We start from the raw sequence: 25951 nt of genomic DNA, 5'->3' as shown, positions 1-25951 counted from the left end.
TGATTACTATTGAAATCAGTTGTATCACACATTTATTATTTTCCTCTGATTTTTATAAATTTGAGATTTAGTTTTGGAAGTCTGGTTAGTTAAAGAGTTTATAGATAGTAAATAAAACCAAAAAATTGGCTGTCGTAATACATAGTGAAAGCAACTAAATATCGTTAAGCATATAACGGCTGCGAACATGATAAATGATTGCTTTTTCCATGCTTGCCAACCTATCCATCCTAGTAATGAAATATAGGCTATTATTCCCACAATTCCAGAACTACTACCCCAATCTATAAACGTATTGTGTGCTTCCTCATCTAAAAAAGGTCTAGTCTCACCTGAATGGGCGCCAGGACCAAGACCAAATAAAGGGGAAGAAGAGATTGCAGTGATGCCATTTTTCCATAATGTCACTCTGACGCTTCCTTGATTACCCTGATCATATACATTGGCAGTATTACTATATAGTTGTTGATAGCTAAATTCCGCCAATATTAATATAATAATAGCTGCTGATATACCCATAATAGCTCGAATAAGTCCTTGCATTTCTAATTTAATATTTTTTTTAAGCACAAGATTTTTGTCAATTAATAAATATAATTCTAGAAATATAATTAAAGTAAATCCAATTATCCATCCAAAGAATAGGGCATCAGACTGTGTAGCTGTACCTAAAATAAAGCAAATAACTATTAAAAATATAAATTTTGATTTTGAAAAAAATTGACTACTACTTCTGAAAAGATAGAAAGTAAAAAATGGTATTACCGTTAAAAATAAAGCTAATTGGTTGGGGTTTTGAGACCAACCTAGAAATCTGACTCCTCCATACCAAGAAGTTAAAAAAGGTATAAAAGAAGGAAATAAAAATAAAGTCAACAAAGCTAATAATGAGAAAGAAATCACATAATCAATCATTTTCTTTATTTCCAAATAAAAAAAATAAGAATTAGCTAAACATAGTGAAAAAATAAATGAAAAGCCAAAAGCAAAATAATCATGATGCCATGCGCTACTTTTTAAATTTAGTGAGTCTGCAATTGACAAACCCAAGGTAAGAGAAATAAATCCAACTCCCCAAAACGAGTAAATTAATTTTACAATTGGTGTAATCAATAGACATTTATTAGTTAAAAGTTTAACAAGAACGAATATTATCCAAATAAATAAAATAATTTCGCCAATGCCAATCGGAATTCCAGGGAATCTGAGTTGAGTTGCAGTTGTAAGTATGATTCCAGTTACTAACCAAATTAATTCTAAGTTTGTATTTTTCATCAAATTGGAGCATTAAATTAAATAATGTTTTTCAACGCAATTAGCCCAAAATCTCTGCGATTCATTTAAATTTTCTTCACTTAATGGAGAACCAACACGATGCTTTAGTATCTTAAACTTTAGACCTGTAGTAATAGCAAAAATATCTACTAAAGATTTAGCAGTTTGTTCTATTACTCCCCAAAATAAAAAATAATTTTTATCAGCAAGTCCTCTATGAATTAGAGCCAATGAAAAATGAAAATACTCATAGCGATTGCTTAGTTTAATCGTTTAGAAATTCCCATCATCGCTTGTGTAGTAAATGAAGAATAACTGTAAACGTAAAACCTATGCGAATAACTGCGGCAATCAATAAAGCGATCGCTGCCCCTACCAAACCCAGCTTCGGCAGCAGCCATAGACAACCTACAGTTGAAATACTTGTCACAGTAACAAACAAAGGTATTTGGATACGAAAATATCGAGCTGCCGTCATTCCACAGTCTAGGAAAGATGATATGTAATTAAACCCAGCAATAACCATCAGCCAAATAAATAAAGTTGTCTGCTCGGCATATTCAGAGCTATACAGCAGCATTAGAATTTGTCGTCCACTCGTCACCGCTACTAAAACACCTATTCCGCCTTGTAAAGCAGCTATTCCCACTAGTTTCAGCAGGAGGTTACGAAAACCTATAAGATTTCCACTAGCATAATATTTTGCTAGACGGGGACTGGCTGACTGCCCCAAGGCATTCACTACTATGTTTCCAGCCATCATCATATAAGCCAAAGCCGTAAAAATACCCAGTTTCCTTTCATTCAAGTAATACTCAATCAAGTATTGAGGAATGTTGGTATTGAGCGAAACTAGCATCATCGCAAACCCCAATGGGAAACAAAGCCATACTAGATGTTTTAGAGTTTTCAGGTGCCAACGAGGTTGCAATTCTGAGATATCTTTTAGCATCAAAAGACCACTAGGAAGGTCATAGCCGAGTAGAACCACAGCCCAAACGCAGACTAACCCAAATACACCCCACAAAATATTACCGGATATATATATTCCTCCGCCTAAAAACAGCAATGACAGAAGTCCTTTAATCATCATCGAAATGGCAATCCGATCCATTCGTTCATGCTGCTGAATTAGCCCCTGAAATATATCACTAATAGACTCGAATACCTTGGCTGTTCCTATGAGGAAGATTACTAAAGATGTTTCCCTTTGATATCCACCTAAAAAGCTAATAACTGTAATAGTTAGAAGTGCCAGTGTTGTTGATATTAGCCTTAACCCAAAGTAATCACTAAACAAAAACTGTTTTTGAGCATCTGTTGCTTGGACAGCCCTTAGTTGGAGATCTGTAAACATGATTATAGGTGCTGTTACAGCCAACCCCAAGGTAAACTGCCCTACCATTTTTGGGCCGCCAAGTTTAGCCAAAACTACTAACATTCCCCATTGGCAAGCTGAATAAACAAAATTACCAACAAAAGTCCAAGAGAAATTACGACGTAGACTCATGGAATTATTTTTTTTTGCATTGGCTTTAGTCATGAGATTGAGTCTTTCGTCAGAGGAAATAGTATGAGGGATACCATCTTGAGATTTGACGAGTGAAAGATCAAAAATCCCTGCATCAGTGGAATACTCCGAAATAATATCATGAAAATATCTTCTCGAAATCACTGCTATTGAAGCCAAAATTGAAGGAAGAATGATAGCCATCTACACAAGCTATCCAGTCACCTTTATTAACTATATGAGGATCAATATTATGCATTCCATCAGCATTCCAACCATATCCACTTGCACCTATGATTGGATTTTCATTTACTGATTTTTCTGAATAATTTGTTGTACTCAATTCTGTTATTTCAAAAGCCCGAACTTTGTTTCCATAGCGGAATGGCTGACAATCTTGGCTATATCTAAAAAGCTTATTATCAAATATTGTCATCCTTCCACCAGGTCTAGCGATATGGAAATCTCTTTGAATAATAGGGCTTTTAGGATGCTCAATCCATTTTCCCGTTAAGGACTCAGCATAGTATAGCCGCAAAAAATCATTGTTTCCAGTAGTTGTAAATAGCCACCATTTATCTTGAAAATAAACAACGGATGAATCTTTAAAATTCTGCCCTTCAATTAAGGTGTTTAAGTATGACCACTGTTCAGGAAAATCAGTTGCTTGATAAAGGCGAATAGAATTTGATGCGTTGCTTTCTGGAACCATATAATAACTATTATCCCATTTAAATACATAGGGATAAGACAAATGGAAAGATTCGCGCAGAATAATTTTTTGATAGTTCCATTCTATGCCATCAGTGCTTGTTGCCAAGCCAATTTCTCCTCTATTTGTTTCAATGTTCATAACCTCAAAAAACATATACCAAGTCCCATTTTCATAAACCATAAATGGATCAGCAACAAACTCTGCTGAAACATCTATAACATCTTTAGCTGTTAAAACTGGATTTTTGATATTCTCTTGAGAACTTAACTTAAAAGGTGATTCCCCTGTATAAATTCCTATTGACCAATCACATTTCCTCCGGACAAAAATTTTTGCAATCTTTTTAAGAGAAGATAAATATGTTGACATTGACAAATTTTCTGTCTGAACTTTATTGCTTGATTTCATATTTTTCTACAGATTTATTAACACTACGAAGATAAAAGCAGCAAAAATCTTAATCTATTTAGGCAATTTTGGGTTTGGTACTTTTCGGAATATTTATCCAACTATTTGATGTGTGATTAGTAAATTGACCAGGCTCTAACAAACTTATTTCTTCTGGCAATTTTGGTTTATAACCTGCCACTAATTGTGACAGCAATAGCATAATCGAATCAGCATCATTTTTAGCTGCTACTCCCAGTAAAGTTTCTACCGTAATATCCAAATAACTAGGAATAATCTGGCTCGCATTTTTCACAATTAACAGTTTTTCATGCTCCGTCTTTTCATATTCTTCTCCCTCAATAAACAATTCTTCAAATAACTTTTCCCCTGGTCTTAAACCTGTAAATACTATGTCAATATCTTTGTTAACCTCATATCCTGAAAGATGAATTAGTTCTTTTGCTAAATCTACAATTTTCACCGGTTCACCCATATTTAGCATTAAGACTTCACCACTACGACCCAGGACAGATGCTTGTAAAACCAGTTGCACTGCCTCTGGTATGGTCATAAAGTAACGGCAAATATCGGGATGAGTAACTGTAATTGGTCCACCTGCTAAGATTTGTTTTTGGAAAGTAGGAACTACGCTACCTCGACTCCCTAAAACATTCCCAAAACGCACAGCTACATAAGATTTACCACTTTGTTTTGCAGCTTGTAAAACTAACATTTCGGCTACTCTCTTACTAGCACCCATGACATTAGTAGGATTAACTGCTTTATCTGTGGAAATCATCACAAAATGTTCAACATTATATTGCAGTGCTACCTGTATTAAATTCCGTGTACCAATCACATTATTAGTAATTGCTTCTGCGGGATTTAATTCCATCAGAGGGACGTGTTTATGAGCAGCAGCATGAAAAATTACATCTGGTTTAAATCTCTCAAAAGCGTATTCCAATCTCGACCGCACTCGAATATCAGCAATGAATGTATAAATCTGCGGTATATTGATGACTGATTGACCATTATTTTTGAGAATTTGGATTAGTTGTTCTAGTTCTTGTTGGATATTGAAAACAGAATTTTCTCCATGTCCAATCAGGATGATTTTAGCTGGATGACAACGGAAAATTTGCCGGCATAGTTCACTCCCAATTGATCCTCCTGAACCTGTAATTAAAACTGTTTTATCTTTAATAAATTTAGACACCCTTTTAATGTCTATATGAATAGGTTCTCGTCTGAGTAAGTCTTCAATTTTGATATCTCTAATACTATCCAATCGGACACGACCATTGAGGATTTCATGTATTCCTGGTAAAGTGCTAGGTTGGACTCCATTGGCTTGACAAATATCAACAATTTCTCGAATAATTTGTCCAGAAACTGTAGGCATGGCAATAATAATTTTCTGAATTTTTAATGTTTTGATTACCTCAGAAATTTTATAGCGATCGCCCAATACCGGAATTCCCCGTAAATGTATATGCTGTTTTTTGATATCGTCATCAATAAAGCCTACAGGATAAACCCCAGACTGGGGATTTCTTTGCATATCTTCCACAAGAGAAACCCCCGCATTACCCGCACCAATAATCAGCACTCTCTCCCTATGCTTAGATATTTTCTGTCTATGATTTACCCTTTCTACAACCCGCACACTAAACCGTAGCGCAATCACACAAATACCAGAAAGTATTCCCTCCAAAATCGGTAGTGATTGCGGAAGATTACCTAATAGCATATTGAATGTTTTATCCAATATATTAAATAGCGTTGTTTGGATGACTATCACACCCATCATCAACATGACTATATAGATTACTTCCTCAATACTTGCATATCGCCAATAGCGTTTATAAAAACCACAGCCCCAAAAAACAATTAGTTTAACTACTAAAAATAAAATTGTAGCAACTTCTAACTGTGAAATATATTCTTGCAAATTCAGATCACCATCTAAACGCAAGAATAATGCTAACAATGGTGTCATCGCAAAAATAGTAATATCAAAAATAAACCAATGTCTATTTCTAACTTTACTTAATTGATGGGATAAGGTTTTAATTGTTTTCTGAACAGTAAAATGAGAGACGAAAAACAGGATATTCACATCAACATCTCCAGGAAAATATATGAAATCTTTTCACTAGATAAACACCTGAGATTTTAATTGTTAATCTCAAAGACATGACATATTCAAATCACCGTCTTGCAGCAGAAGTCAGGATTCAGGATTCAGAAGTAAAACTGGCTTACTGTCCGGCTTAAAATTTAGATTCTGTACCTCATTAATCTGCAATCTGCTCCCTTCCAATCACCCTCTTAAATAATTAATTATGTGGTGATTTACAAAAATAAATCTTCACCAATTAAATGAAAATGTCATAGCGTTGATAAATATCAACTAAACATAAACATTAATGTATGGGTTATTATTTTTTATCTTGAACTTATAGAGGTTTTATCAAATTTCCACTGCTTAAGTCATGCCAGTTTGACACAAATTCCCTATTAAATAAAAATAATAGCAGCAAGTATAGTGTTTACACCATATCTGCTGCTTAATTGGAGCGAAAACTCCGATTGTTGACTTTTAATCCAACTATTAAAAATTCATAAACAGCCTGTTGAATTTGCTGTGTGAATTTTTAATTACTAATGTTTAATTCTGTTTTGCGTTACTAGACTTTTGCTTGTAACGACTTCAGTAATTCAGTATTCACACCCGATTCACGAGTCAGAGAAATTTTACCTGTGCGAGCAATTTCTCTCAATCCAAATTTCTGTAGCACTTGCACAATCGCTACCATTTTACCAGGATCACCAACAACTTCCAAGGTCAAAGAATCTTCAGCCACATCTACAATTCGCGCTCGGAAAATCTGAGACAATTCAATAATCTCCGAACGATTAATGCTAGTAGCATTAACCTTGAGAAGCATCAATTCTCTTTCTACACAAGGAATTTCTGTAATATCCTGCACTTTGAGAACATTAACCAACTTATATAGTTGTTTAGTAAGTTGCTCAATAATGCGATCATCGCCAGGGACAACCATCGTAATTCGGGATACTCCATTCTGTTCCGCAGGTCCCACAGCCAGGCTTTCAATATTAAAACCCCGACGAGCAAATAAACTAGCAATGCGGGATAGAACCCCCGCTTCATCTTCCACAATAACTGACAGCGTATGTTTCATCGGCGACTAAAGGAGCATGACATGAACGCAGACCGGCACTCATGACTGCAAAGCGAGTTTCTACTACGCTGCATTGTCGGTCTGAATTTTTATTTTATACTTAATAATTGCAATCATTCCGTTCCTGTGGAAAACTTATCTATAAGAATAATATTTAATTTTTGTATCCCTTACGGGAGGTATCAGCCATAAATATCCGTAAGATGTGTTGGCGACAGAGTAATACACCATGATCATAAATATCTAACTCTTAGCAGGAATATTACTAATTTAGATATATCTATTTTCAAAGGTAGATGCAGCCTTTAAATTAACGCCATATATTGTCATCAGCAGTGAAAATTGACAGGAACAAAGTATTTATGGGTTGGTTACAAAGAATGTTTGGCTTAGAAAAATCGGAAAGCACCCAAGTTAATCCAAATTCTAGCTATGATGCTAATACACAAACCATAGAGCCAGAACGTATAGGACTAAATGGAGAATATGATCAAAGTGGTTTAGCCAAGCGAGTAGCATTAGCATTTGATCAAGATCCTGACCTTAATGATATTGATACTCTCTGGGTTGCTCAAACAGGTAGCATTGTGGTACTAAAAGGTCAAGTTCCCACTCAGGATATTCTTAATCAACTAGTTGCCGTAGCTCACACTGTTGATGGCACTACAAATGTTGATACTACACAAGTTAATTTAAATTAGATTAATTAGGGTTTGCTGAATAAGTTGTTGATGAGGACAGGAAGTAGGGGTAGATGTTTACCAATTACCCATTACCCATTACCCATTACCCATTACCAATCCAACCTAAAATCGCCTGGTTAACTTGTTCTGGTGATTCGTCATGGGGACAATGACCGACATCTTCCAGATATAGCAATTGCAATCTTTCATTGTAGCCCACAAATTGATTTGCTAGTTTTGGCGGCACAAATCGGTCTTTTGTTCCCCAAATTAACAGCATAGGAATTGTTAAGTTTGGTAAAATTTTCTTGACACTAGGACTAAAGTTAATCCCTGTTGTGGCTTTGAACAAGGCTCTAAAGGCACGAGCAGATCCCCTATCCTGGGGTGGTCCTGCTAAAATATCTATAAGTTCATCAGTAATAGCTTCGGGATTGGCATAAGCTAAACTAGCCCAAGGGCGCAGCACACTAGGACGACGCACAAAATAAAATATCGGTTTCAATATTAATCTGGAAGTAAATATACTTTTAATCCCGCTGACAAGAGGTTGCAAAGCAGTCGGAATCATTTCTTGTTCCAAATTAGGATCAGGTAAACTGATCATCACTATCCCCTGTATCATGTCAGGATGGTTAGCGGCTGCGACGAGAGAAATCAGTGAACCGATGGAATTACCTACCAAAACCACTGGTTGACGGATAAAAGTTTTCCAAAAATCGTAAACCTGCTCTACCCACAGTTCCACATTGTAGTTAGTTGCAGCTTTTTCCGAAGCCCCAAAACCAATCATGTCCAAAGCGTAAACCGTGTGAGACTTACCCAAAACCTCTAAATTATGTCGCCAATGACCAATGGAAGCGCCGAAACCATGAAGTAAAATTAAGGGTGTTGTTCTTGCATAATCATGGGGAGGACGAATATAAGTATAACGGGTTTGCCAACCACGCCACACCCAATCCCTTTGATTACCAACTCTTTGCTGCCAATCTCTTGCGGTAGTCACAGTTATCTCTTAGTGATTAAGTCGGTGAACACAATAAAACCAAGCTGTGTAAAGAAACGTAAAATTGCTGAAAACTTCTTTACTCTTGCCTCTTGCCTCTTGCCTCTTGCCTCTTACCTCTTGCCTCTTGCCTCTTGCCTCTTGCCCCTTGCCTCTTGCCTCTTGCCTCTTGCCTCTTGCCTCTTGCCTCTTGCCTCTTGCCTTGCTATGACGACAATCTTCAACGCCAACCTACTTAGTTGGAAACTATTAATTTTGTGCGTTCTTTCTTAATATGTTACATTATATTTGGTTAGCTTCAATGTATACCTAATTTTGCTATCATGGAAACATCTTCTAGATATCATACCTCTATGTATGTCAGAAGAAAATTGTAACAATAGTTATTAGTGTCAAGTATCATGTAATTTACATTAAATAATGCAGTGGAATCAACTCAGAGTCAGACTATACAGTCAACGACTTGATCGAACTTCTCTTATAAATTTGCTACACTAGAGAGGGATATTCATTTTCCAATTCTGAGTTACTGTTGTATTTTGCCTTCAATGGCATATCAGACTAAACTAACTAAATCAAGACCAGTCCAAAATCTTAACTAAAGAGCTGCCACTAATCATAATGCCTGTGATTGAGAAAAAAAGAACTCGCGATCTGCCCCAAATTAACGAACGGATTCGCTTCCCGAAAATTCGGGTGATTGACACTGATGGCGCACAACTGGGAATTATAACTCCGCAGGAAGCGATACAATTAGCAGAGGAAAAGGAATTAGACCTAGTGCTAATTAGTGACAAGGCTGATCCGCCAGTATGTCGAATAATGGACTATGGGAAATATAAGTTTGAGCAGGAGAAGAAGGCGCGGGAAGCCCGGAAGAAGCAGCACACAGCTGATGTAAAAGAAGTGAAGATGCGCTACAAGATAGAAGAACATGACTATAATGTGCGCGTTAAACAAGCCGAGCGCTTCCTCAAAGATGGCGATAAAGTTAAGGCTACTGTGATGTTCCGAGGGCGGGAAATTCAACACAGTGACTTGGCAGAAACGTTGCTTAAACGAATGGCTACGGATTTAGAACCTTTTGGTGAACTTCAGCAAGCACCGAAGAAAGAAGGGCGGAATATGATGATGCTGATTTCACCAAAAAAATAATCTTGTCAACAACCTAGTAATGAGTGCTGTATAAATTAGTGAATAATAGGATCTAAAATTGACCCCAGGGAAATTCTTCCCATTCCCTCAGCATTCATCCATAATTAGATTTATGTCAATTTATTCTAAAATGATAGTCCTGACGGCTGAGTGGGAAAAATAATCCTCAGTTGTTCAGGACTTTTCCTATGTTATGAAACAAGAGTCACCGGGTACTATTAAAGCACAGGAAAGTTTATGGGTAAATCTAGTACAGCATGGCGTTATGGGTTGGGGTAAATAAATTTCATGCTGTTATTGATGAATCGTTTCTGGGCGCAGACCCTGCGCCCCTACTTTCTGAATTTTTCATGGTCAGAATCTACTAGTACAGCTTGGCGGAAATAATATGACTATTAAAATTTTCTCTGTTCTCTGTTAAGAGTTTCCTGCCTTCACGGTTATATCATGCTAAAGAACAGGGACGCGATCGCTATTGTATGGCAGAATAGGGTATTGCCAAGAGTTTTTGCTAATTACCAAATTATTTGCTAATATTTTTCAAAAGATAATATTAAAATTAAGGTAAATTTGTACCACTATGTTAACATCCGCAATTGATACTAAAGATGTAAATGCTATGCAATCGGTACAGGAAGGGGTGGTAGTGTGCGATCGCTCTCCCTGGGGACTTATCCGTATTTCTGGCGATGATCGTCTTCGCTTCTTACACAATCAAAGCACTAATGATTTTCAATCTCGCAAACCTGGTCAGGGCTGCGATACTGTGATGGTGACATCTACAGCCCGCACGATAGATTTAGTCACAGCTTATGTCTTAAATGATGCTGTTTTATTATTGGTTTCCCCGAACCGTCGTCAGGAACTTATGAAATGGTTAGATCGGTATATCTTCCCTGCTGATCAGGTTAAATTAACTGATGTGACAGAAGAAACAGCAATATTAAGCCTCATTGGACCCCAAAGTCATGCTGTTATCGAAAAATTGGGGGCTGGTGATTTAATTGGTCAACCAAATGGTAATCACATTTTGGTTGGTGGGGTGATAGTTGCGGTGGGTAGCGGCTTGGCTGCACCCGGATATACACTGATTTTACCCCGCGCTGAAAAACAAACATGGTGGGAGAAAATACGGTCATTGGGGGCTGTGGAATTGGGCGATCGCAATTGGGAAATGTTACGAATATTACAAGGTCGTCCCGCTCCCGACTCGGAACTCACGGATGATTATAACCCCTTGGAAGTGGGCTTATGGCAGGCAGTTTCCTTTAATAAAGGTTGTTATATCGGTCAAGAAACCATTGCCAGACTTAATACATACAAAGGTGTAAAACAATACCTTTGGGGAATTCGTCTTAGTGCTGGGGCTGAACCAGGAACAGTAATCACCATTGGCGAAGAAAAAGTAGGTAAACTCACTAGCCATACAACCACTCCTGATGGTCATTTTGGACTAGGTTACATCAGGAGTAAAGCTGGTGGAGTTGGCTTAAAAGTGCAAGTTGGAGAAGCAGCAGGAGAAATAATTGCTATTCCCTTTGTCTCCCACGAATATCCATAAATTCATGTCTATACTGCAAACGGTTCATAGTTTAACCAAATATGAAACCCCTCTGGTAAACCTCTCCCCGCAACGGGGAGAGGCTTTGAACCTTGTTCTTTGTATGAGAAAAAAGTCCAGCTTCTAGCCGTTTTGAGTATAATTGTCCATTACCCATTTCCCCTACCTGGACACAATTCATCTATCCAAGAAGGCAAAATATTGCTATGAGTAGATGAAATCCGGGTAATATTTGGGCTGGGAAATCCCGTGGTTATCAATCGTTTATCTATTTGTTCCCTTCCCAATCCTAGAGGCAGCTTAACTGAAGAATGGTCATGAATTGGTGTAGCAACTGCAATCACAGAAATGCCTGTAGTCATTTTTAATAACACCTGTTTATGTTCTTTGGGTACAGGTGAATCTGTCAGGACTATATGAGCCGGAGAGGTACTAACAATCTCATTTTTGGCGGTAGAATGCTGGGATTTTAATAAGTTTAGCTCCTGTTCAGGATTGAAGTGTAAACACAAAGCTACAATTATCTGATCAGGATCATTGTTTAAATCCAAAATGAAAGGGAGAATTTTTTTTAACTCTGGTTCTAAAGTAGATAAAGTCGCTAAGATGTAACCAGAAGAAGGTCGGCGAATACCATAATAATCTTTCCATATCCGCATTTTCACTAGCCAAGAACGATTTTGTTCGTAATAAATTAGCCACTTCTTTTTTAATGATTGACGTAAATGCTGAATATCCATTCATTCCCTCACTTCTTACTGTACCAAATTACAGCATTTATATATTTTCAGTGATCTTTATCCCTGGGGATGAAACCGATAATAAAGCATTTTCTTCACTCTTTTACCACCTAATAAATGTTGTTCCACCAATCTGGGTACTTCTTCGGGTAACACCCGACAATACCAAACCATTTCGGGTAAAACTAGCACCATTGGACCATTACCGCATTGACCTAAGCAGCCACTAGATGTAACTGTCACATTAGGTATAGGTAAATCGTGTAAAGCTGCTAAAACTTCCTTTGCACCTTGTTTTCTACAAGTACGATGTTGACATACTTTTACAGAAATCAGAAGAGGCTGTTCCTGGGTTTGGATATTTGATATTAATTCATTCATCGCCTTTTTGACTATAAACGCCAGTTATTTAGTAAGTAGGTTAGCATTGAAAATCGTCGTTATGGCAAGGCAAGAGGCACTCATGCAAGAGTGAAGAGGGTTTGGGCGATTTTACTTTGCTTTACACAAATTGGTTTTATTGTGTTCACCTACTTATTAGTGAATAACCCAAATCTTGAATTCTTTGATAATGAGATAAATTACCTGTAACTAAGGTAAGATTATGACTAATAGCAATAGCAGCAATCATGCAATCAGGATAACCAATCCTCTTTCCTGTTATTTCTAAATCAGCATAAATTTTTCCGGCTAATACAGAAGCTGTTAAATTAAAAGATAATATTTCCTGTGAAATTAGGATGTTTAAAAATTGCTGAAGACGTTCTTTTTGCTGACGTTTCTGCCATCCTTCGACAATTTCCATAACTGTAATTGCAGAAATTGTATATTTCTCAAACTGGCTTAAGTAAATATCGGCTTTGGCAATAATCTGAGGATTTGCCCGTTTAATAATTTCTGAAAGAATATCAGTATCAAGTAGGGATTTCTCTACTTTATTCATTTTATCAACTATATCCTCTTTTTTCCATTGCCTCAACGACAATTTCATCAACGATTTCTGGAACATCCGCATATAATCCCATTAAGGGATCTTTCTTTTCCTGAATTTCTGCTAAACGTTCAATTACTTGAGTAATCAATTCTGATAACGTTGACTGATTGACTATTGCAATAGTTTTTGCCCGTTCAAAAGTCAGTCTATCTAATTCAAGTTCTATTTTTTCCATGATGGATTTACCCCTTAGTTAGGAAAACGGACAACGGTAATAATTCTGATTATATCATTTCGATCAGTAATAACTGTTGACCGTTCCCTGTTTTTACCCGCTAGTAACTTTTTTATCCAGACGTTCAGCCAGCCATAATTTAATAATAGAATCAGAAGTAACACCCAAACCCTTAGAGGTTGTTTGAAAACTTTTTCGTGTGGGATCTGACACCCGCAGATCCCCCTAAATCCCCCTTTCCAAGGGGGACTTTGAGGAATTTAGCCCCCCTTTGTAAGGGGGGTTGGGGGGATCTCGATTAATTCTGATACTTTTCAAACATCCTCTTAGCTTCATGTTCTAAAGCTGCAATCATCCAAATTGGGAAATCAATATTAATTCGTTTTTGTTCATTACCAGGAAAACCGTCACCACCATCATCAACTAAGCAAAAACAGCCACCAAAACCGGAATTACCTCCTCGTCCTTCCTTGCCTTAAAAATAGGCTAAATCGCCACTATCATACTATATGTTGTATATGTGGCGATCGCTAAAAAATCCTAACTGATCACTAAGAGACTTCCAAATAAAAAAATGTCCCAAAACTGATGCAGAAATTCTCTCTCTGTGTACTCTGTGCCTCTGTGGTTCGTTTCTTAGGATAATTTATTTCTTGGAAGTCTCTAATCCTTTACTGGCTAACCATGCACTATTAAATATTCGTGACTGATAGCGAGAACCACTGTCACACAAAATAGTCACAATAGTATGTCCTGGACCCAATTGTTTAGCTAAAGCCACAGCCGCACCGACATTAATTCCTGTTGAACCACCCATTAATAAACCATCTTTTCTTAATAGTTGATAAACAACACGCAAGGCTTCAGAATCATCAATTTGGATGGCATCATCAATGGGTGCGCCTTCCATATTAGCAGTAATCCGACTATTCCCAATACCTTCAGTAATAGAATTACCTTCGATTTTGATTTCCCCAGTTTTGATATAGCTATATAGTCCACTACCTAAAGGGTCAGCCACCACACATTTAACGCCCGGATTTTGTTCTTTCAGGTACATTGCCACACCAGCATAAGTACCACCCGTACCAGTTGCCGCTACCCAGCCATCTATTTTACCATGAGTCTGTTGCCAAATCTCTCTACCTGTGGTTTCATAATGGGCAATACGATTGGCTAAATTATCAAATTGATTAGCCCAAATGGCGTTTTCCATTTCTGCCGCAATTCTACCAGATAGTTTGACGTAATTATTCGGATCTTTGTAAGGTACAGCAGGAACAGGACGAACTTCCGCACCCAGGGTAGTTAAAGCATCTATTTTTTCTTGGGATTGGGTATTGGGAATAAAAATCAAGCATTTATAGCCTTTGACATTGCAGATATGTGCCAGCCCAATTCCCGTATTTCCCGCTGTTCCTTCTACTACTGTACCACCGGGTTTGAGGAGTCCTTTTTTTTCTGCATCTTCGATAATATACAGCGCAGCCCGATCTTTGACAGAACCACCAGGGTTCAAAAATTCGGCTTTAGCCAATATTTCACAACCTGTTTCTTCACTAAAACTGTTTAAACGAATTAATGGGGTGTTACCAATTGTACCAACAAATCCATTTTTGATATCCATTTTGCATCTACCTGAGTTTTTCCCGATCTGCTTGCAGCAGCGCTTCGCTATCAAATTTTGACATTTCTAGCCATTTTTATGTGAATGAACCAAATCTTGATTTTGTTTCCCGCAAAGTCGCTAAGAGGGTGTTTGAAAAGTCATGATTGCTGTATCAAATATTTTACCCCTCCCTAACCCTCCCCTTATAAAGGCTACGGTGTACACACAAGTAATCCTGGCAGAGGTTTCAGCCTTTTTTCATCCAGGAATTTAAGCTTCACGACCGCATAATTTCATTGTGCCGATTTCTGATCCTTTCTGGACTACCTGTAGGAATTGCAGCAATTAGTTTTTGGGTGTATTCTTCTTTGGGGTGGAGATAAATACTTTCAGATGTCCCTGACTCCACTATTTTCCCTTGATTCATCACCAAAATGCGATCGCTCAAAAATTTGACTACACTTAAATCATGGGAAATAAAAATGTAAGTTAGTTGAAAATCCGCTTGTAATTCTTTCAATAAATTCAAAACTTGCGCTTGCACAGACACATCCAAAGCTGAAACAGATTCATCACAAATAATAAACTTAGGATTTAAAGCCAAAGCGCGAGCAATACAAACCCGTTGACGCTGACCACCAGAAAATTGATGAGGATATTTTTTCATATCACCCGCACTTAAACCCACCCGTTCCAACAATTCCACCACCCTAGCTTGTCGCTGTTGTTTCGACTTCCCTACCCCATGAATCAACAGAGGTTCTACAATCGCTTCCCCAATTTTCATCCGGGGATTGAGGGAACTAAAAGGATTTTGGAAAATAATCTGCATTTCTCGTCGTAAATGCTGCAAAGTTTTCCCAGTCAAGTGCGTAATATCCTGTCCATTAAATAATATTTTACCGCTCATCGGTTCGACTAATCGCAGCAAGGTTCTTCCTAAAGTAGTTTTACCGCAACCAGATTCTCCCACCAATCCCAAAGTTTCTCCCGGAAAAACATCAAAGGAAACCCCATTTACAGCCTTATGGTAACGTTTTGTACTGCCGAATACTCCCCGGACTGGAAAACCGACTTCCAAGTTACTAACGGTCAACAGCGGTAGTTGTGAACGAATATTTGCTAATCTGGCGTTCATCTCTTCCCCAGTAATTTCCGCTGGTTGTGCAGGTTCTTTAGTCTGAATTGTCACTTTTCCAAATTCATCTTCTGTCACATTCATGTAGTCAGAAACAGTCAGTAGTTTGTGGGGACGACGATTCAGACTAGGACGACAAGCTACAAGTCCTTTAGTATAAGGATGTTGGGGGTTATTAAAAATTTGTGTTGCTGCACCATATTCAACAATTTTACCTTTATACATTACCGCTACTTGGTCAGTAATTTCCGAAATTAAACCCAAGTCATGGCTAATAAAAATCATTGCCATATTGCGACTTTGTTGCAGTTCATATAACAATGCTAGAATTGTCGCTTGCACAGTTACATCTAAAGCTGTGGTTGGTTCATCAGCAATTAATACAGATGGATTACAGGAAATAGCCATTGCAATCATGATTCGTTGCAATTGTCCTCCAGATAGCTGATGAGGATATCTTTCCAACATAGCTTCTTTGTGTTCTTTCACCAACTGTGCCAATTTAAAACTACCGGGTGCTGACAAATCATGATCAAGATACTGTTCCTCAATTTGTTCATCACTAGGTAAAAGTTTAACTTCTTGCAACCCGGCGATCGCAATTCTTTTTGCTTCAGTTGCATTCACATTTTGATGGCGTATAATAGCTTCTTGCAGCTGAAACCCGATACTATAAACCGGATTTAAAGAACTCATTGGTTCTTGAAAAATCATCGCAATATCACCACCTCGATAAAGCTGCATTTCGTCAGGTGATAATGCTAATAAATCCAACGGTTGTCCACTTGTCCGAGAAAATAAAATTTCCCCTCCACTCACTTTTCCCGGATATTGCAACAAACCCATAATTGCTAAAGCCGTAACTGACTTTCCACTTCCCGACTCTCCCACTATTCCTAAAGTCTCACCCTGATGTAGCTGAAAGCTAATATCATCAATAGCTTTTACTTTACTGCTATCACTGATAAATTCAACTTGTAGATTGCGAACCCCTAAAACTATTTCTTTCATAACACCAATTACCAATTACCAATTTACAACTTCCGCAAAACATCTGGTAGCAATTGTCCTGGAAGTTTAGACAAAGCTAAATTTTGTCCTTGAATTCCTAACTCATTGTGAAAAGTACGAATTGTGTTAACAATATAACCGATTGTTGTTTGATAGTTTTCTGTTTTTCTATCAAATCCACTGAGCGCGTGTAAATGATTTTCTAAAGCAGCTTCTAAATGTTGAGACAGTGTTTTTTTGTCACCATTAAAAGATAAATTTGTCACTAAATCATGATGAGCTAATGCTAAATTATTGTGTGTCACATATAAATCAAAATTTAAAGGCAGATTACTAAATGAGTGAGCTATATTCACAGTTTCTTCATAGGCATTAATACATAATTTTATGAGCTTTTGTTGATCTTCCTTTGTTGTTTGCGGCTGATTTGCTAAATGCCAGTAAGCGATACCCAGATTATTTTGAGTAGCAGCATAGGCTTGGGGAACATCAGCAGATGTCCGATATTTTAGTGCTTCATTATAAACCTGAATTGCTAACTGGAGATTTTCTACTGGTTGTTCATACTGGGAAAGATTCCAATAAGCAGTACCAATATTATTTTGAATCATGCCATATTTTAGGGGTTCATCTGTCGGTTGATAGTGAATAACTGCTAATTTATAAGCAGCGATCGCCCTTGTCAAATGTTCCACAGGCTGATTATACTGTCCTAGATGCCAGTAAGCTGTACCTAAATTATTCTGACAAGCAGCATATTTTAAAGGTTCTATATCCTCCTGTCGGTAACGCAACGCCTCATCATAAGCCACAACCGCAAAACTCCAGTTTTCCACCGCGTCAGCAAACCTAGCTAAATCACCATAGGCAGTACCAAGGTTATTTTGAATACGAGTATAAGTTTCCGGCTGAGTATCACCTGTAATCAACTTGAGTGCTAACTTATAAAAATCTATCCCTTGCTGAATATAAATCTTTGCTTCTTCAGAATTATCGGGGATACGGTGCAACATCCAGTAAAGAGTCCCCAAATCATTCAAAACATCTGGAAGTTGTGGAGAACTTTCATCATAACTAACAGCCTCCTGATAAGCTAGAATTGCTATCATTAGATTTTCCGCCGTTGCTTTTCCTTCCTCAATCTGCAACCGATAGAAATTACCAAGATTCTGATAAGCTATCCCTAACTCTTCCTCCTTAGCCTTTTGAATATGTAACTGTTCAATTTCTCCAAGTATTTGTTGAATTTGATCACTATTATCAGCAGTTATTGTTTCCTTAATTAATCCTTGCAACTCCTGATTAATATGAGATAAGGCAAGTTCGCGCTGATTATTCGTAATTTGAGGAGATGGAACAGGAGATTTTTCTGGTATTTCTGTGCTTAAATATGTAGTTGTTGTTAAAGGTAAATCAGGTTTATTTGTGGCTTTAATGTCTGGAGAAATTTTTTCCTCATTCACAATTAAATTATCTAAATTTTCTCGTTCTAAACTACGGGAGTCAGCCACAACCTCTGAATAACCCCTATTATCTATAGTTGGTGTCGGTTCTCCCTCAAATACAAATACACCCGTGCGACAATGCCAAAATTTGGGTGCTGATTGCTGAATTGCCGACAACCAAGGACGAGAAACCCAAAATAACAAACTAGATTCTAAAAAGCGACTAGATTTATAACCAGATAAATGTTGTTCACTTAAATGGAGATAATTCAAAAATAAACGTTGGACTGCAACTGGTTCTTTAGTCAGCATTTCCACCCCCACAATCTGAAATCCTGGAATTGGTAAAGGACGACCAGGATTCTCTGTTGAACCTCCAACCAGTGGAGGTGGGTAATTAGCTAACCATTGGTTAATTTGCGCGATGGGATTAGGATCACTGAGATTTAATCGTATTGTCACCAATCGTGGATAGGCTGGTGTGCTAAAGTCTCCCACATTATCTCGTTGATATAAAACCTTGCCCACTGGATAAGCAAGGGTCGAGTGTAAACGTGCTGCTATCCGGTTTCTTAAGTGTAAATCATCACATATAGCAAATAAAATTTGTCTACGTAAACCCAGACTCAGAGCAAGTTTTAGGCGTTGATATACTTGCCGATTCAAACCAGTGTTTTCTGTGTGGACAGTTTCATTCACGCTTGTATTTAGTTGGGTTTTACCCCTTGTTTCTGTATACATCCCGACTGAATAAATTAAATATTAATGTCACATCTCATAATTTGGATTTTCACGGAGATGCTCTCTTTGTCAGGATGAATCAAGTTTTACGGGCTAGAATATCAAAAAAAAAGACTATAATTATACTTGTATTTTGCCATTCTAGCAAAAAATCAGGCTCTTGATCAAAATAAGAACCTGAAATCAGAAAAGGCGATTAAAGGGCAGTTTTTCAATTAGCTAACATTAGAGACAGTGAAAGCGACAAAAATTACCCCTCCAATTAAAAGCACCGCTGCAATTCCTAAGATAATATAAGTACGCTTTTGGGAGTTTGTTGGTGGTTCAGCTTGATAAAGCTTGGGTTCTTTAGCAAAGTTATTGAGAAGACCACCCTCTTCGTTTGTGTAAGGCATGAAGTGATTCCTTATTATCTTTCTTTACTTAATGTTAAATAAATTTTACAGCACTCTCATAAAAATAAAAAAATAATTAGAGACTTCCAAATAAAAAAATGTCCCAAAACTGATGCAGAAATTCTCTCTCTGTGTACTCTGTGCCTCTGTGGTTCGTTTCTTAGGATAATTTATTTCTTGGAAGTCTCTTACATGAATCTACATTCCTGGTATTTTGATTTATCTCTTTTCACTTTTGGTAGACATAAAAAAGACAAAATTAAGAGGATGTTTGAAAAGTGGTATCCCGTAATTTTTATCACATTGTTACCCCCCCTTTCCCCTTATGAAGGGAAACAAGAAAAATCCAGTTCCCTCCCCTTCCATCGGCCACGGTGTACACACAAGTTATCTAATCACCATTATTCCTCAAATTACCCCTCCCTAACCCTCCCCTTTGCAAGGGGAGGGAACTAATTTTTCCTTAATCCCCCCTTGATAAGGGGGGATTAAGGGGGGTAATTTAACTTGTGTGACACCGTAGCCTTTGAGGAGAGGGCTAGGGAAGGGGGGGTTAGGTTTCTGAAGATTATCGGTTCATATAATACTTTTCAAACACCCTTGAGAGGATAACAAAACTAACCTGTAATCGTTCCCGTCAAAGGAGAACTAGCACTAGCGTAATTCTTCATGGGCATTCTGCCGGCTAAGTAAGCCATGCGACCGGCTACTGTTGCCAAATTCATCGCATAAGCCATTGCTGGAGCATTCTCAGCCAGGGCGATCGCACTATTAATTAATAACGCATCCGCCCCCAATTCCATCGCCTCAGCAGCCTCAGAGGGCGCACCGATGCCAGCATCTACCACTACCGGAATATTGGCATTTTCAATAATAATCTGAATATTGGCGGTAGTTTTTAGCCCTTGTCCCGAACCAATGGGGGCAGCTAAAGGCATGACTGTGGCACAACCTACTTCTTCTAACCGCTTGGCTAACATAGGATCAGCATTAATATAAGGCAATACAGCAAAACCTTCTTTTACCAACTGTTCCGCGGCTTGCAAAGTGCCAATGGGATCAGGTAGTAAATACTTGGCATCAGGTATAACTTCCAACTTGACAAAATTATTATCTTCCTGTCCTAATAACTTAGCCATTTCTCGTCCCAACCGTGCCACCCGAATAGCTTCCTCCGCAGTTTGACAGCCAGCAGTATTGGGTAACATCCAGATTTTACTCCAATCCAAGGCTTCGGCTAAACCTTCATGTCCTGGGGCGTTAGTTTGTACCCGTCGCACAGCCACCGTGACAATTTGACAACCGCTTGCAGTGACACTTTGCTGCATTTCTTGGATATTACGATATTTACCTGTTCCCGTCATTAACCGAGATTTAAAGCTTTTTCCCGCAATAATTAATGGTGAATCGGGAACAATTAAATCTGATATTTCTGGGTTACGGTGTCCGTTAGTAGCAGGAGTTGCGTGAATTAACATCGGTGTAGTAGTAGATGACACAGTAGAAAAGCGAGAATAATGAAAATTAGCTAAAAGAGGATCTGCTTTTTGTTCACAAATCAAATCAGCAATTAATGTGGCTGTAATTGGTGCAAGTAAAATCCCATTGCGGTGATGACCAGTCGCAAAAGTTAAATTATCACAATCACTATGACCCAAAATAGGTAATTCATCGGGGGTAGCGGGACGAAATCCCCACCACAGTTCTTGAATAGGATAATTTTCTAATTGCGGATATAGGCGAATGGCTGATTGTAGTAAATTTTGAATTCCCCCAGGGGTATTATCGGCAGTAAATCCTACATCTTCACTAGTTGCACCAATAATGATAGAGCGATTCCTTCGAGGAACAATGTAAATATTTTCACCAAATAACACCCTAGTTAAGGGTAATTCAGTCAGAAAATCTGGGACTCGCAAACTCAGCATTTGTCCTTTGCGGGGACGCACTGGTAAAGGTAACAACTGATTTACCCAAGCACCGGCAGTTAAAAGATAATGGTCAGCGCGAAATAAACCAGTATTAGTTTGTACACCAATAACTTTTCCCTGTTGTTGAGAAATCGCCGCCACTGTAATTCCATCTTGGAAGACAACACCCAAAGAGTCAGCCGCAGTCCGCAGAACTTTAATTAACGCCCGGTTATCAACTTGCCCATCTTCAGGATACCACCACCCCCCCACCACATCTGCACCCAAACCTGGTTGATATTGGTTAATAGCATCTTGATCTAACCAGTAAGCGGTTTTGTCTCCTGTGTCTTTAGGTTGTTGATAAACTGGTGCGAGGATACCACAAGACCAATAGCCTGTATTGTTTAAATCTTTTCCCGTAGTTAATTCTGCTAGTTTTTGTGTCCAGTCTAAATATAAATTACGCGATCGCCTACATAAATCCAACATTGCCTCATTAGGAATATTTTCCGCATCAGGAGCTAACATTCCCGCTGCGGCATGGCTGGCTGCCGCAGTAAAATCACGGCAAAGTACAGTTACATTTGCACCCCGTAATCGCAGTTCAACACCGCAAGCCAACCCAATAATACCACCACCAATAATTAAAACATCATTAGTCATTAGTCAGTAGGGGCGCAGGGCCTGCGCCCAATCATTAGTCATCAGTAAATAACTAATAACTCATAAATGGCTCACAAGGGGCGCGAAAATTGGTCATTGGTCACGGGAATTTTAGATTTTAGATTTTAGATGCCAAAAATTTGGTATAACTCCCCGTCCTTGAGGACGGAAAAATACTCGCTGCGTTGCGTACGCTTCGCTAACGTCAATCCCAAATCGTTCGACTGAGCGAAGTCGAAGTCCAAAATCGTCAATCCCAAATCGAGTGACCTTTGACTTAATTTTTCCCTAATTACCACAAAGCGCGAATTGGTTCTTTCTTCTGACCTTCATTACCACTAGCACTTGAGTTACTCTGTGTAGTGGCAGTTTCATTGGTAGAACTGGAACTGTCATTACTACCACTTGTTTCTTGAGTAGTATTAGAAGAATTGTTAGTAGTCTCCGTAGAAAAATTACCTTGAGCTACACTAGTACGGCGGCTTTCACTGGCAGAATTACTTCCGCTAGAAGTTTCTGACTCATTACCACTAATATTTTCTGAATCCTTCCCATTGGCAGCACTATTAACATTAATATTAGCCGGGAGAACACTAGATGCTTTCCGTCCTTGAGGAACATTAGCAGTTTGTTGTCCGCCCATAGGAAAATTAATCCCCAGTAACGTACCTAGCAAAATTGCTACGCCGCCAGCCATTAAAATCAAGGGTGTCCATCTACCCATCTTGTTTCTCTCCTTGTAAACCTTCTGGTGTCCAAACTAATTGAGAACCTTGATCCCAAAACCCATGAAAAGAATTTTAGATTTTAGATTTTAGATTTTAGATTTTAGATTACAAAAATTTGGTACAATCCCCGTCCTTGAGGGTGGAGTCAATCCCAAATCGTTCGACTGAGCGAAGTCGAAGTCCAAAATCGTCAATCCCAAATCAAGTGACAAGCTAAACCCAAGCAACTTGCAGGAAAGTTGGCAAGAAGGGAACGTCGTGTTCACTTACGCCAATTTGCTGCGGCTACTCACCTTCTACCTTAACCGCATAAGTACCATAAGTGCCAATGCCTCTACTCAGATTTAACAGGATTTTGGGTTGTATTCCCCTGGGTTGTCTTTTGCATTAAAACAGCCTAGTACCGCAAAGCGGAAGTCAAAAGTCAAAAGTCAAAAGTCAAAGGTAATATTGAGCAAGCTTTTTGGCGATTGAGAATGGTTATTTACGCAGTGCTGTACTAGAATTGAGTTATTAACAATAGTCATTAAATCCTCACCCTATAGAAGTTTTCGCAGCTTCTACGATACATATAGTGGTCAGGTAGACTGTGTTAGCTTATGGATTGGTACTGCCAACACTTTCAGAGGAAAACAGGAAAAAAATGTTAGCCATTGTTAGCATTTTTTTATCGGCATATTGAAATTACCGAAATAGCGTTTTGTAGTATGTTGGCATATCGCCGCAAAGTTGTCTCTTAGGTGTAAGTGTTGAAGCAAAGGTTCACCAAATTTTTATGACCAAAACTCCCTCAAATCAACTTTGGCTCTACGACACTACTCTCCGCGACGGGACTCAACGGGAAGGATTGTCAGTGTCCATAGAAGATAAGTTACGCATTGCTCACAAACTTGATGAATTAGGTATTCCTTTCATTGAAGGTGGTTGGCCGGGAGCAAATCCCAAAGATGTCCAATTTTTCTGGCAACTTCGAGAAAATCCCCTCAAACAAGCAGAAGTTGTCCCCTTTTGTTCCACCCGTCGTCCTCATACCAAAGCCGGAGATGAACCCATGCTGCAAGGGATTTTGGCAGCAGGAACGCGCTGGGTGACAATTTTCGGTAAATCCTGGGATTTGCACGTTACAACCGGACTCAAGACCAGCCTAGAGGAAAATCTAGCAATGATTGGTGATACCATCGAGTATCTCCGTTCTCAAGGACGACGGGTAATTTACGATGCTGAACACTGGTTTGATGGTTATAAGCAAAATCCTGATTATGCTCTACAGACGCTCAAAGCAGCAGTCACAGCAGGTGCAGAATGGTTAGTTTTATGTGATACCAATGGGGGGACTTTACCTCATGAAGTTTCGCAAATTGTGGAAGATGTTGTCAAGGGGACTGGGGACTGGGGACTGGGGACTGGGAATGAGGAAAAAACTCTTACCCAATCACCAATCACCAATCACCAATTACCACTTCCCAAAATCGGCATACATACCCATAATGATTCAGAAATGGCGGTTGCTAATGCCTTAGCAGCAGTTATGGCTGGAGCTAAGATGGTACAAGGAACAATTAACGGTTATGGGGAACGTTGCGGGAATGCAAATCTGTGTTCTGTGATTCCCAATTTACAACTAAAATTGGGTTATAGTTGTATCGGTGAACACCAGCTAAATCAACTTACAGAAGCTAGTCGGTTTGTGAGCGAGGTTGTTAATCTCGCACCTGACGAACACGCACCTTTTGTTGGACTTTCAGCTTTTGCTCATAAGGGTGGGATTCATGTCTCTGCGGTGGAACGTAATCCTTTAACCTATGAACATATTCAACCAGAATTGGTAGGAAATCAACGCCGTATTGTCATTTCTGAACAGTCTGGTTTAAGTAATGTCTTAGCTAAAGCTAAAACTTGTGGGATTGAATTAGATAAAGATCATCCTCAAGCTAGACAAATTCTCCAACGCATGAAGGAATTGGAGAGTGAAGGCTATCAATTTGAAGCCGCAGAGGCTAGTTTTATTCTTTTGATGTATGAGGCTTTATCATGTCGTCAACAGTTTTTTGAAGTTCAAGGTTTTCAGGTTCATTGTGATTTAGTAGAGGTGAAAGAAACTACTAATTCTTTAGCGACTGTTAAAGTAGCTGTTAATGGTAAAAATATTCTAGAAGCCGCAGAAGGTAATGGACCAGTGGCGGCTTTAGATGCGGCTTTGCGTAAGGCTTTAGTGAATTTTTATCCTCAAATTGCCGATTTTGAGTTGACTGATTATAAGGTGAGAATTCTTAACGGAAATACGGGAACATCTGCCAAAACTCGTGCCTTAGTAGAATCGGGTAATGGTCAACAACGGTGGACTACTGTAGGAGTTTCTAGTAATATTTTGGAGGCTTCTTATCAAGCTGTGGTTGAGGGTTTAGAATATGGATTATTGCTGCATTTCCAAGCTGAAAAGACGTTGAAAGTTTAGGAGTTGATAAATTTTGGTAGGGATGTCTAATGTCTCTACCTAATTACAGCGATTTCCAATCTTATGAGGTACATCTTAGAGGTTGTTTGAAAACTTTTTCGTGTGGGATCTGACACCCGCAGATCCCCCTAAATCCCCCTTGAAAAGGGGGACTTTGAGGAATTTAGCCCCCCTTTGTAAGGGGGGTTGGGGGGATCTCGATTAATTCTGATACTTTTCAAACATCCTCTTAGCCCCCTCATCGCTTGCGGGGAGGGGGTTGGGGGTGGGGTTCTTGTTCCGGGTTTGATGACAATTTGCTGTAAGAGGTTGTTTGAAAAGTATTAGATGAAACCGATAATCTCCAGAAACCTAACAGTAGGTATCAATTCTGTCTTTCCTCTTCCCTGACCACACAAGTAAATTCACAGAATCAAACCGGATTCCTATATTTTTAT

General features: G+C 38.6%; 21 protein-coding genes and 1 pseudogene. 4 read left to right on the top strand and 18 right to left on the bottom strand.

Translation table 11 applies throughout. The features are described 5' to 3' along the window. Window positions 1-24: 24 nt before the first annotated feature. The 6 genes from HEQ36_RS09630 to ilvN all read right to left on the bottom strand — a co-directional run bounded on the left by HEQ36_RS09630 (window position 25) and on the right by ilvN (window position 7102). A complete protein-coding gene (locus HEQ36_RS09630; RefSeq protein ID WP_053537492.1) occupies window positions 25-1275 on the bottom strand; it encodes an O-antigen ligase in 1251 nt (416 codons plus the stop codon). A gap of 12 nt (window positions 1276-1287) precedes the next feature. Then, window positions 1288-1506, bottom strand: coding sequence for a hypothetical protein (locus tag HEQ36_RS09625; protein ID WP_053537493.1), 219 nt, complete (start codon window positions 1504-1506; stop codon window positions 1288-1290). Window positions 1507-1561: 55 nt separating this feature from the next. Beyond that, a complete protein-coding gene (locus tag HEQ36_RS09620; RefSeq protein WP_325064594.1) occupies window positions 1562-2989 on the bottom strand; it encodes an oligosaccharide flippase family protein in 1428 nt (475 codons plus the stop codon). Further along, window positions 2925-3869 carry a hypothetical protein gene (locus HEQ36_RS09615; RefSeq protein ID WP_168635634.1) on the bottom strand — a complete coding sequence of 315 codons (945 nt, stop codon included), beginning with the start codon at window positions 3867-3869 and terminating at the stop codon, window positions 2925-2927. Before HEQ36_RS09615 ends, HEQ36_RS09620 begins: the two co-directional genes overlap by 65 nt. Window positions 3870-3966: 97 nt before the next feature. Beyond that, entirely contained in the window at window positions 3967-6012 is a 2046-nt protein-coding gene (locus tag HEQ36_RS09610; RefSeq protein ID WP_053537495.1) for a nucleoside-diphosphate sugar epimerase/dehydratase, read from the bottom strand. Between the two features lie 571 nt (window positions 6013-6583). Then, the gene (gene ilvN, locus HEQ36_RS09605; protein ID WP_027403392.1) at window positions 6584-7102 is read right to left on the bottom strand and encodes an acetolactate synthase small subunit; all 519 of its coding nucleotides are present in this window, start codon (window positions 7100-7102) and stop codon (window positions 6584-6586) included. A 362-nt stretch (window positions 7103-7464) separates the two neighbouring features. Between ilvN and HEQ36_RS09600 the strand changes: the two genes are divergently transcribed. Then, on the top strand, window positions 7465-7803 hold the full coding sequence (locus HEQ36_RS09600; protein WP_053537496.1) for a phospholipid-binding protein: 339 nt from the start codon (window positions 7465-7467) through the stop codon (window positions 7801-7803). A gap of 85 nt (window positions 7804-7888) precedes the next feature. Here HEQ36_RS09600 and HEQ36_RS09595 read toward each other — a convergent pair whose 3' ends face one another. Further along, a complete protein-coding gene (locus HEQ36_RS09595; protein ID WP_168635633.1) occupies window positions 7889-8791 on the bottom strand; it encodes an alpha/beta fold hydrolase in 903 nt (300 codons plus the stop codon). A 621-nt stretch (window positions 8792-9412) separates the two neighbouring features. Between HEQ36_RS09595 and infC the strand changes: the two genes are divergently transcribed. Both infC and HEQ36_RS09585 read left to right on the top strand, forming a co-directional pair. Next, the gene (gene infC / locus HEQ36_RS09590; protein ID WP_015083285.1) at window positions 9413-9946 is read left to right on the top strand and encodes a translation initiation factor IF-3; all 534 of its coding nucleotides are present in this window, start codon (window positions 9413-9415) and stop codon (window positions 9944-9946) included. 580 nt (window positions 9947-10526) lie between these two features. Then, window positions 10527-11507, top strand: a complete 981-nt coding sequence (locus tag HEQ36_RS09585; protein ID WP_053537497.1) for a folate-binding protein YgfZ — start codon at window positions 10527-10529, stop codon at window positions 11505-11507. 149 nt (window positions 11508-11656) lie between these two features. Here the strand turns inward: HEQ36_RS09585 and HEQ36_RS09580 are convergent, their stop codons facing one another. From HEQ36_RS09580 to HEQ36_RS26000, 11 genes and pseudogenes are all read right to left on the bottom strand, one after another. After that, window positions 11657-12247 (bottom strand): DUF5331 domain-containing protein, encoded by a 591-nt coding sequence (locus HEQ36_RS09580; protein ID WP_168635632.1) that lies wholly within the window; start codon window positions 12245-12247, stop codon window positions 11657-11659. Between the two features lie 57 nt (window positions 12248-12304). Next, window positions 12305-12628 carry a (2Fe-2S) ferredoxin domain-containing protein gene (locus HEQ36_RS09575; protein WP_052149939.1) on the bottom strand — a complete coding sequence of 108 codons (324 nt, stop codon included), beginning with the start codon at window positions 12626-12628 and terminating at the stop codon, window positions 12305-12307. Window positions 12629-12773: 145 nt separating this feature from the next. Next, the gene (locus HEQ36_RS09570) at window positions 12774-13190 is read right to left on the bottom strand and encodes a type II toxin-antitoxin system VapC family toxin (protein WP_053537499.1); all 417 of its coding nucleotides are present in this window, start codon (window positions 13188-13190) and stop codon (window positions 12774-12776) included. 4 nt (window positions 13191-13194) lie between these two features. Next, on the bottom strand, window positions 13195-13416 hold the full coding sequence (locus HEQ36_RS09565; protein WP_027403399.1) for a hypothetical protein: 222 nt from the start codon (window positions 13414-13416) through the stop codon (window positions 13195-13197). 646 nt (window positions 13417-14062) lie between these two features. Then, on the bottom strand, window positions 14063-15043 hold the full coding sequence (locus HEQ36_RS09560; protein ID WP_168635631.1) for a cysteine synthase A: 981 nt from the start codon (window positions 15041-15043) through the stop codon (window positions 14063-14065). A 259-nt stretch (window positions 15044-15302) separates the two neighbouring features. Beyond that, window positions 15303-17174, bottom strand: coding sequence for an ABC transporter ATP-binding protein (locus HEQ36_RS09555; RefSeq protein ID WP_168635630.1), 1872 nt, complete (start codon window positions 17172-17174; stop codon window positions 15303-15305). 23 nt (window positions 17175-17197) lie between these two features. Next, the gene (locus tag HEQ36_RS09550; protein WP_053537502.1) at window positions 17198-19360 is read right to left on the bottom strand and encodes a tetratricopeptide repeat protein; all 2163 of its coding nucleotides are present in this window, start codon (window positions 19358-19360) and stop codon (window positions 17198-17200) included. Between the two features lie 215 nt (window positions 19361-19575). Next, a complete protein-coding gene (locus tag HEQ36_RS09545) occupies window positions 19576-19755 on the bottom strand; it encodes a ssl1498 family light-harvesting-like protein (protein WP_015083315.1) in 180 nt (59 codons plus the stop codon). A 617-nt stretch (window positions 19756-20372) separates the two neighbouring features. Further along, a complete protein-coding gene (gene thiO / locus HEQ36_RS09540; protein WP_168635629.1) occupies window positions 20373-22331 on the bottom strand; it encodes a glycine oxidase ThiO in 1959 nt (652 codons plus the stop codon). Window positions 22332-22623: 292 nt separating this feature from the next. Next, window positions 22624-23055, bottom strand: coding sequence for a hypothetical protein (locus HEQ36_RS09535; protein ID WP_168635628.1), 432 nt, complete (start codon window positions 23053-23055; stop codon window positions 22624-22626). 269 nt (window positions 23056-23324) lie between these two features. Then, a pseudogene (locus HEQ36_RS26000) lies at window positions 23325-23395 on the bottom strand ((2Fe-2S)-binding protein); the annotation flags it as partial. Between the two features lie 439 nt (window positions 23396-23834). On the opposite strand from HEQ36_RS26000, the gene cimA reads away from it, so the two are divergent. Further along, window positions 23835-25514: a citramalate synthase gene (cimA, locus tag HEQ36_RS09530; RefSeq protein WP_053537505.1), complete on the top strand. Its 1680-nt coding sequence runs from the start codon at window positions 23835-23837 to the stop codon at window positions 25512-25514. Window positions 25515-25951: the final 437 nt, after the last annotated feature.

It is taken from the genome of Anabaena sp. 54 (assembly GCF_017355725.1).
Taxonomy (GTDB): Bacteria; Cyanobacteriota; Cyanobacteriia; order Cyanobacteriales; family Nostocaceae; genus Dolichospermum; species Dolichospermum heterosporum.
The sequence above is the reverse complement of the archived record's forward strand: the minus strand, read 5'-3'. Positions and strand labels throughout refer to the sequence as shown.

Coding starts and splice junctions, on each gene's coding strand:
- HEQ36_RS09630 (WP_053537492.1), bottom strand. CDS start 1,275: ATGAAAAATACAAACTTAGAATTAATTTGGTTAGTAACTGGAATCATA.
- HEQ36_RS09620 (WP_325064594.1), bottom strand. CDS start 2,989: ATGGCTATCATTCTTCCTTCAATTTTGGCTTCAATAGCAGTGATTTCG.
- HEQ36_RS09615 (WP_168635634.1), bottom strand. CDS start 3,869: ATGTCAACATATTTATCTTCTCTTAAAAAGATTGCAAAAATTTTTGTC.
- ilvN (WP_027403392.1), bottom strand. CDS start 7,102: ATGAAACATACGCTGTCAGTTATTGTGGAAGATGAAGCGGGGGTTCTA.
- HEQ36_RS09600 (WP_053537496.1), top strand. CDS start 7,465: ATGGGTTGGTTACAAAGAATGTTTGGCTTAGAAAAATCGGAAAGCACC.
- infC (WP_015083285.1), top strand. CDS start 9,413: ATGCCTGTGATTGAGAAAAAAAGAACTCGCGATCTGCCCCAAATTAAC.
- HEQ36_RS09585 (WP_053537497.1), top strand. CDS start 10,527: ATGTTAACATCCGCAATTGATACTAAAGATGTAAATGCTATGCAATCG.
- HEQ36_RS09580 (WP_168635632.1), bottom strand. CDS start 12,247: ATGGATATTCAGCATTTACGTCAATCATTAAAAAAGAAGTGGCTAATT.
- HEQ36_RS09575 (WP_052149939.1), bottom strand. CDS start 12,628: ATGAATGAATTAATATCAAATATCCAAACCCAGGAACAGCCTCTTCTG.
- HEQ36_RS09570 (WP_053537499.1), bottom strand. CDS start 13,190: ATGAATAAAGTAGAGAAATCCCTACTTGATACTGATATTCTTTCAGAA.
- HEQ36_RS09565 (WP_027403399.1), bottom strand. CDS start 13,416: ATGGAAAAAATAGAACTTGAATTAGATAGACTGACTTTTGAACGGGCA.
- HEQ36_RS09560 (WP_168635631.1), bottom strand. CDS start 15,043: ATGGATATCAAAAATGGATTTGTTGGTACAATTGGTAACACCCCATTA.
- HEQ36_RS09555 (WP_168635630.1), bottom strand. CDS start 17,174: ATGAAAGAAATAGTTTTAGGGGTTCGCAATCTACAAGTTGAATTTATC.
- HEQ36_RS09550 (WP_053537502.1), bottom strand. CDS start 19,360: ATGTATACAGAAACAAGGGGTAAAACCCAACTAAATACAAGCGTGAAT.
- HEQ36_RS09545 (WP_015083315.1), bottom strand. CDS start 19,755: ATGCCTTACACAAACGAAGAGGGTGGTCTTCTCAATAACTTTGCTAAA.
- thiO (WP_168635629.1), bottom strand. CDS start 22,331: ATGACTAATGATGTTTTAATTATTGGTGGTGGTATTATTGGGTTGGCT.
- HEQ36_RS09535 (WP_168635628.1), bottom strand. CDS start 23,055: ATGGGTAGATGGACACCCTTGATTTTAATGGCTGGCGGCGTAGCAATT.
- cimA (WP_053537505.1), top strand. CDS start 23,835: ATGACCAAAACTCCCTCAAATCAACTTTGGCTCTACGACACTACTCTC.